Genomic DNA, 5,982 nt, shown 5'->3' with positions numbered 1-5,982 from the left:
TGCGTGACTGGGTTACCAATGTGGATGACACCTTTTATATTATCGGTACGGTTGCCGGCCCTCATCCTTATCCAGCAATGGTGCGGGACTTCCAATCAGTTATTGGTCGTGAAGCCCGTCAGCAAATGATCAATACCACTGGCAAACTACCCGATACACTGGTTGCCTGTATCGGTGGAGGGTCGAATGCAATTGGCCTGTTCTACCCATTTATTGAAGATGAATCCGTTGCAATGATTGGCGTAGAGGGTGCTGGTCATGGTCTGCAGACAGGGCAGCACTCAGCTCCACTTTCTGCCGGAACTCCCGGCGTATTGCACGGCAATCGCACTTACCTTATTCAGGACGCTGCGGGACAAATTACCGAAACCCATTCCATTTCAGCCGGACTGGACTATCCTGGTGTTGGTCCTGAACATGCTTGGTTGAAAGATATCGGCCGCGCACAATACGTTACTGTTACGGATACTGAGGCCCTTGATGCTTTCCATGAACTGACACGCACTGAAGGCATTATTCCGGCTCTGGAAACCAGCCATGCACTGGCTTACGTTTCAAAATTAGCCCCAACGATGTCAGCGGATCAAAGTATTCTTATTAATGTTTCAGGGCGTGGTGATAAAGACATGCACACGGTTGCAGCCATGGCTGGTCTGAATTTCTGAGGAATATAAAATGAGTCGTATTAAAGAATGTTTTAAAAATCTTCAGGCAGATGGGCAAACTGCTTTAATCCCTTATGTGACTGCAGGTGATCCTGAACCATGGGTAACCGTTCCACTGTTACATGCTTTGGTGGATGCCGGTGCCGATATTATCGAACTGGGTGTGCCTTTCTCTGATCCCATGTCGGATGGTCCTGTAATCCAAAAAGCCTGTGAACGGGCGTTGAAAAATGATGTCACGCTGGATTCAATTCTGGATATGGTAAAACAGTTCAGAGAGAAAAATAACCATACGCCACTTGTGTTGATGGGATATGCCAATCCTCTTGAAGCAATGGGTTATGAAAAATTCGCCAAAAAAGCCCAGGCTGTCGGGGTGGATGGGGTATTGACTGTTGATATGCCACCAGAAGAGTCTGATGAATTCCTGCGGCTGATGGACGGGCATGATATTGATACGATTTTCCTGGTTGCGCCAACGACATCGGCAGAGCGTATGCAGAAAATCGCCCAACATGCCAAAGGCTTTATTTACTATGTTTCGATCAAAGGTGTGACAGGTGCTGCCGCATTGGAAATTAATGAAGTAACCGCCAAACTGGAAGAAATTCGTAAATACACTTCGTTACCGGTTGGTGTGGGTTTTGGTATCAGAGATGGCCGCTCAGCCGCAGCTGTCGCGGAAGTAGCTGATGCTGTTGTCGTGGGCAGTACTTTGGTACGTTGCATAGAAGAACATTCCAATCGTCCACAGGAATTACCCGCAGCAGTAGCAAGTCTGTTAGCTGAAATGCGTCATGCAATTAATGCGCGTGATTTAGCCAGCGTCTCGGCCTAATAAGCGATAAGGTGACAAAATGAGTTGGTTTGAAAGATTACTTCCATCGAAAATCCGCACCAGTGGCCGCAGCCGCTCGGTACCTGAAGGTGTCTGGTGCAAGTGTCCAGCATGTGACAATGTGCTTTATCGGGCTGAGCTTGAGCGTAACCAGATGGTATGTCCCAAATGTGATCACCATCAACGGATAAATGCCCGTGATCGACTGAAAAGTTTTCTGGATGAAGATAATCGCCAGGAAATTGGTACCGAAGTTAAACCTGTCGACACTCTTAAATTCAAAGACAGTAAACGTTATCGTGATCGTATTACCCAGGCACAAAAAAATACCGGTGAGAACGATGCACTTTTAGCCATGCAAGGCACGCTTAAAGGCTTACCTGTTGTGGTGGTTGCGTTTGATTTTGGTTTTATGGGTGGTTCAATGGGCTCCGTGGTCGGTGAAAAGTTTGTCCGAGCTGCAAAGGTTGCCTTGGCCAAGAAACTTCCGTTGATATGTTTTTCCGCCAGTGGTGGAGCGCGCATGCAGGAAGGCTTGTTTTCACTGATGCAGATGGCTAAAACAAGTGCTGTTTTATCACAGCTTGAAGAGGCTGGCATCCCGTTTATTTCGGTGATGACCGATCCCACCATGGGTGGTGTTTCAGCCAGTCTGGCAATGCTTGGTGATGTTAATGTGGCTGAACCAAAAGCTTTAATTGGTTTCGCTGGTCCACGCGTTATCGAACAGACCGTTCGTGAAAAATTACCTGAAGGTTTCCAACGCAGTGAGTTTTTGCTGGAACATGGTGCCATCGACATGATTATTGATCGCCGTGAAATGCGCGATCGTCTGAATAATCTGTTAACCATGATGCAAAATCGTATTGCTGTTTAAACCATAGTTTATGCGATTTAATAGCTTGCCACAGTGGCTGGCATGGCAGGAAAAGCTACATTTTACTGAGATAGATCCCGGCTTGGATCGGGTGCGTGCTGTCTGGCAGCAGATGTATGACGACAACAGACTGCCTTTTCGGGTGGTGACGGTTGCCGGCACCAACGGTAAAGGCTCTTCTGTTGCATTATTGGCCTCTATACTCTCAGCTGCCGGCTATCGAACAGCCTGTTACACTTCGCCACATCTGTTGCGTTATAACGAACGCATCTTAGTTGATGGTCAAACGGCGACTGATCAACAGATATGTGAAGCTTTCGAGCGGGTTGATACCGCACGTGGTGACATTTCTCTGAGCTATTTCGAATTTGCCACGCTCGCTGCAGCAGATATCTTCTGTAGACAGAATATTGATATCGCGATTTTGGAAGTTGGTATGGGCGGACGGCTTGATGCGGTGAATCTGTTTGACGCCGATATTGCGCTGATTACGCCGATAGGTCTGGATCATACAGTTTGGCTTGGCGATACCCGGGAAAAGATTGGTATTGAAAAAGCCGGCATAATGCGGGCAAACAACCCTGTCGTCTGCAGTGAACATTCTCCGCCAGTCACCGTTATTGAGAGCGCTCAGAAATTAAGCTCGCCAGCGTATATTGCTGGCAAAGATTTCAATGCTCAATCTGATAAAAATGTATGGCATTGGCAAAATGCCGATTATCAGTTCACGGGATTACCGATGCCGGCCTTACTGGGGTGTTATCAGATTCAGAACAGCGCGGCTGTGCTACAGGTCATCAGCCTGCTGAAAGATTCCGGAATGGGAAAAATCAATGAAACAGCCATCCGTGATGGGTTGGCTCACGTCAGACTCGCTGGCCGGTTTCAGATGATTGATGGACCCGTTACCCATATTTTTGATGTAACACATAATCAACAGGGTGCTGAAAATCTGGCAAAACTATTAACGGAAATTCCTTGTCATGGCAAAACCCATGCGGTGATCGCCATGTTGCGTGATAAAGACAGCCAAGCGGTTTTTGATGCCTTGATTCCAGTGATAGATAATTGGTTTCTTGGTGGCTTAAATGGAAGCAGAGGGCAGTCTGCAGAAGATTTGGCAACTGGCCTGCAAGGTAAAATTTCCAATGATCGCATTCATACCAGTGAAGTAGTGGAACAGGCCTATGATTTGGCTTTAGCTAATGCTAGTGAAGGGGACCGTATCTTAATTTTTGGCTCATTCCACACAGTAGAAGCCATCATGCGGCATATCCCAGATTTCATTAATGAGCCGTTATCTGCCTCAGCTTGAGGTGTCGTGATACAGGGCCTTAATTTCCTTATCATACCTTTGCTCAACCAGCGCACGTTTAACTTTTAAAGTAGGCGTCAGCAAACCATTTTCAATCGTCCAGGGTTGCAAAGTCAGATGTACTCGCCGAATCCTGGCATAGGCCGGAAATTCAAATAACCACTGTCTGAGTAAGCGGACAAAATGCTGCTGTAAAACTTTTGAGCCAAGACTTTCATTCTGCAAGGGATCCAAACCGAGTTGCTGCGCAATCTGCGGCCAGCTTTCGCCATTAATCACCAGTAAAGCGGCCAAATAAGGTTGCCCTTCACCAACGACTAACGCCTGATCAATCAGGCCATTGCTGACTATGGCGGCTTCAATATCGGCAGGCGGGACTTTTTCGCCATTATTGAGCACCAGAATATCTTTGATTCGGCCAATAATATAAATATGTCCGCTTTCGCTGATGTGGGCTTTATCACCGGTATGCAGCCAGCCATCAGCATCAATCGTCTGTGCCGTTGCTTTATGATTATTCCAATAGCCCAGCATATTGCCCGGACCTTTTACCTCAAGCTCTTCATCCTTGCCAATACGGACTTCTACACCCTGAATAGCGCGTCCTACGCTGCCAGGATCATTACTGGAAGGTTCATTAACACTAATCACCGGACTGGTCTCAGTCAGGCCATAACCCTGCAGCAGAACTAAATCCAATCCAATAAACAATTTAGCGGCGTGGGTGGGTAAAGCAGCACCACCACTGACAGCTAAACGCAGTTTGCCGCCAAGACGCTGATGAAATTTGCTCACAACCAGTTTATGCAGCAATGGCCATAACAGCAGAGATGGCGACCAATATTTCCGACCCTGTTGGTACTGAAAGCGTTTCCAACCGACCTTCACCGCCAGTTTGAAAATTCGACGTTTAAGCCAGCTGCCTTCAGCAAGTTGTTTATGAACCCGATCATAAATCCGCTCGAAAATTCTGGGCACAGCAATCATGATGGTGGGTTGGACTTGCCGCATATCGTCAGCAAGCAGGGGAATACTGCGAGAGAAAACTACTTTTGAACCAGCCATCATCGGCAGATAATAGCCGCCAGTTCGTTCCAATGTGTGTGATAGTGGTAAAAAGGACAAGAAAATATCATCAGGCAGGATTTCAAAAAACTGCAACGAACCATAGGCCACCGACAACATATTATGATGGCTGAGCATGACCCCTTTAGATCGGCCAGTGGTGCCAGAAGTATAGATAATCGATGCCAATTGTTCTGGTGCACAGTGGGGTAGTTTCAACTCAGCAGAAAAAGCTGTATCAAGCCAGTTCTGCAGCGATATCGTGGAGGATTCGTTATCTGTTGTCGATTCATCATGGAACAGCAGCACTCGTTTGACAGAATGTTCTTCGGGTAATACGGCTTGAATGGCTGACCATTGTCTGGAGCTGTTTACTAACAATAAACGTACATCAGCATCCTGTAATATATACGCAACGTTATCCGGCCGGTCATCGGGGTAAAGTGGCACCACTACCAGCCCCAGACTTAAGGCTGCCAGATCGAAAAATATCCACTCTTTGCTATTACGTAAATTGATTGCAACCCGATCACCCTTACGCAGATTTTCCTGTTGCAGCGCTTGTTGCCAGTGGGTTATTTCGTCAGCAACCTGTTGCCAAGTTAAACTTTCCCAGCTTTTCTTATCATTATCAAAAAAGCCATAGGCATCTTTATCAGGACTTCTTTTTATCCGTTCACAAGCTAAGCCGTACAGCGTCCGAGCCTGATCCGGAGAAATGTAATCATGAGCAGCGGACATAATTAATCAAAGAGCCAGCGTAATTGAACGCCGACGATATCAACTGAATTTTTATAACTTCCTAGTAACTGATTTCCATTTGAATCAGTATCATCGATGCTGGTATCTTTCATAAATATGTGCGAATAGGCAGCATCCAAAATTATATTTTCGCTGTAGTGATAACTTGCCCCCAAAGCTAACCAGGTACGATCACTGTCCGGAATACGGGGTGTTCGACGTTGTGCATTGGGAATCGGTGTTTCATCATAGGCGACGCCAGCGCGCCAGGACCAACGGTCATTAGCTTTATATTCCACGCCAAGCCCATAGCGCATGGAATTTTCCCAGTCTTCTTCTTTAACAGAATTTAATGACCTCACATCAGAATTAATACGTAATTCTTCAAAGCGACTCCAACGTGTCCAACTGGCATCGGCCATAACGGACCACTGTGAATTTAATTGGTGAATCAGAGCGATGGATGCCGATTCAGGCAAGG

General features: G+C 46.7%; 6 protein-coding genes. 4 read left to right on the top strand and 2 right to left on the bottom strand.

From position 1 onward, the window contains the following. The 4 genes from B3182_RS14015 to folC all read left to right on the top strand — a co-directional run. The coding region (locus B3182_RS14015) for a pyridoxal-phosphate dependent enzyme (protein WP_292753166.1) at positions 1-665 on the top strand (665 nt) is incomplete at its 5' end. Between the two features lie 10 nt (positions 666-675). Further along, complete coding sequence (gene trpA / locus B3182_RS14010; protein ID WP_292357558.1) at positions 676-1,503, top strand: tryptophan synthase subunit alpha; 828 nt, start codon at positions 676-678, stop codon at positions 1,501-1,503. A gap of 19 nt (positions 1,504-1,522) precedes the next feature. Further along, positions 1,523-2,380: an acetyl-CoA carboxylase, carboxyltransferase subunit beta gene (gene accD / locus B3182_RS14005; RefSeq protein WP_292357556.1), complete on the top strand. Its 858-nt coding sequence runs from the start codon at positions 1,523-1,525 to the stop codon at positions 2,378-2,380. A gap of 10 nt (positions 2,381-2,390) precedes the next feature. Then, on the top strand, positions 2,391-3,695 hold the full coding sequence (gene folC, locus B3182_RS14000) for a bifunctional tetrahydrofolate synthase/dihydrofolate synthase (protein ID WP_292357554.1): 1,305 nt from the start codon (positions 2,391-2,393) through the stop codon (positions 3,693-3,695). Here the strand turns inward: folC and B3182_RS13995 are convergent. Together B3182_RS13995 and B3182_RS13990 are read right to left on the bottom strand one after the other, a co-directional pair. Continuing rightward, a complete protein-coding gene (locus B3182_RS13995; RefSeq protein ID WP_292357552.1) occupies positions 3,687-5,501 on the bottom strand; it encodes an AMP-dependent synthetase/ligase in 1,815 nt (604 codons plus the stop codon). The genes folC and B3182_RS13995 overlap by 9 nt on opposite strands. Positions 5,502-5,503: 2 nt before the next feature. After that, the coding region (locus B3182_RS13990) for an OmpP1/FadL family transporter (RefSeq protein WP_292753163.1) at positions 5,504-5,982 on the bottom strand (479 nt) is incomplete at its 5' end.

The organism is Methylophaga sp. UBA4204 (assembly GCF_002379485.1).
In the GTDB taxonomy this organism is placed as follows: Bacteria; Pseudomonadota; Gammaproteobacteria; order Nitrosococcales; family Methylophagaceae; genus Methylophaga.
The sequence above is the reverse complement of the archived record's forward strand: the minus strand, read 5'-3'. Positions and strand labels throughout refer to the sequence as shown.

Excerpts from the sequence above, each read along its gene's own strand:
- B3182_RS13995 (WP_292357552.1), bottom strand. The coding sequence starts at position 5,501 with ATGTCCGCTGCTCATGATTACATTTCTCCGGATCAGGCTCGGACGCTG.
- accD (WP_292357556.1), top strand. The coding sequence starts at position 1,523 with ATGAGTTGGTTTGAAAGATTACTTCCATCGAAAATCCGCACCAGTGGC.
- folC (WP_292357554.1), top strand. The coding sequence starts at position 2,391 with ATGCGATTTAATAGCTTGCCACAGTGGCTGGCATGGCAGGAAAAGCTA.
- trpA (WP_292357558.1), top strand. The coding sequence starts at position 676 with ATGAGTCGTATTAAAGAATGTTTTAAAAATCTTCAGGCAGATGGGCAA.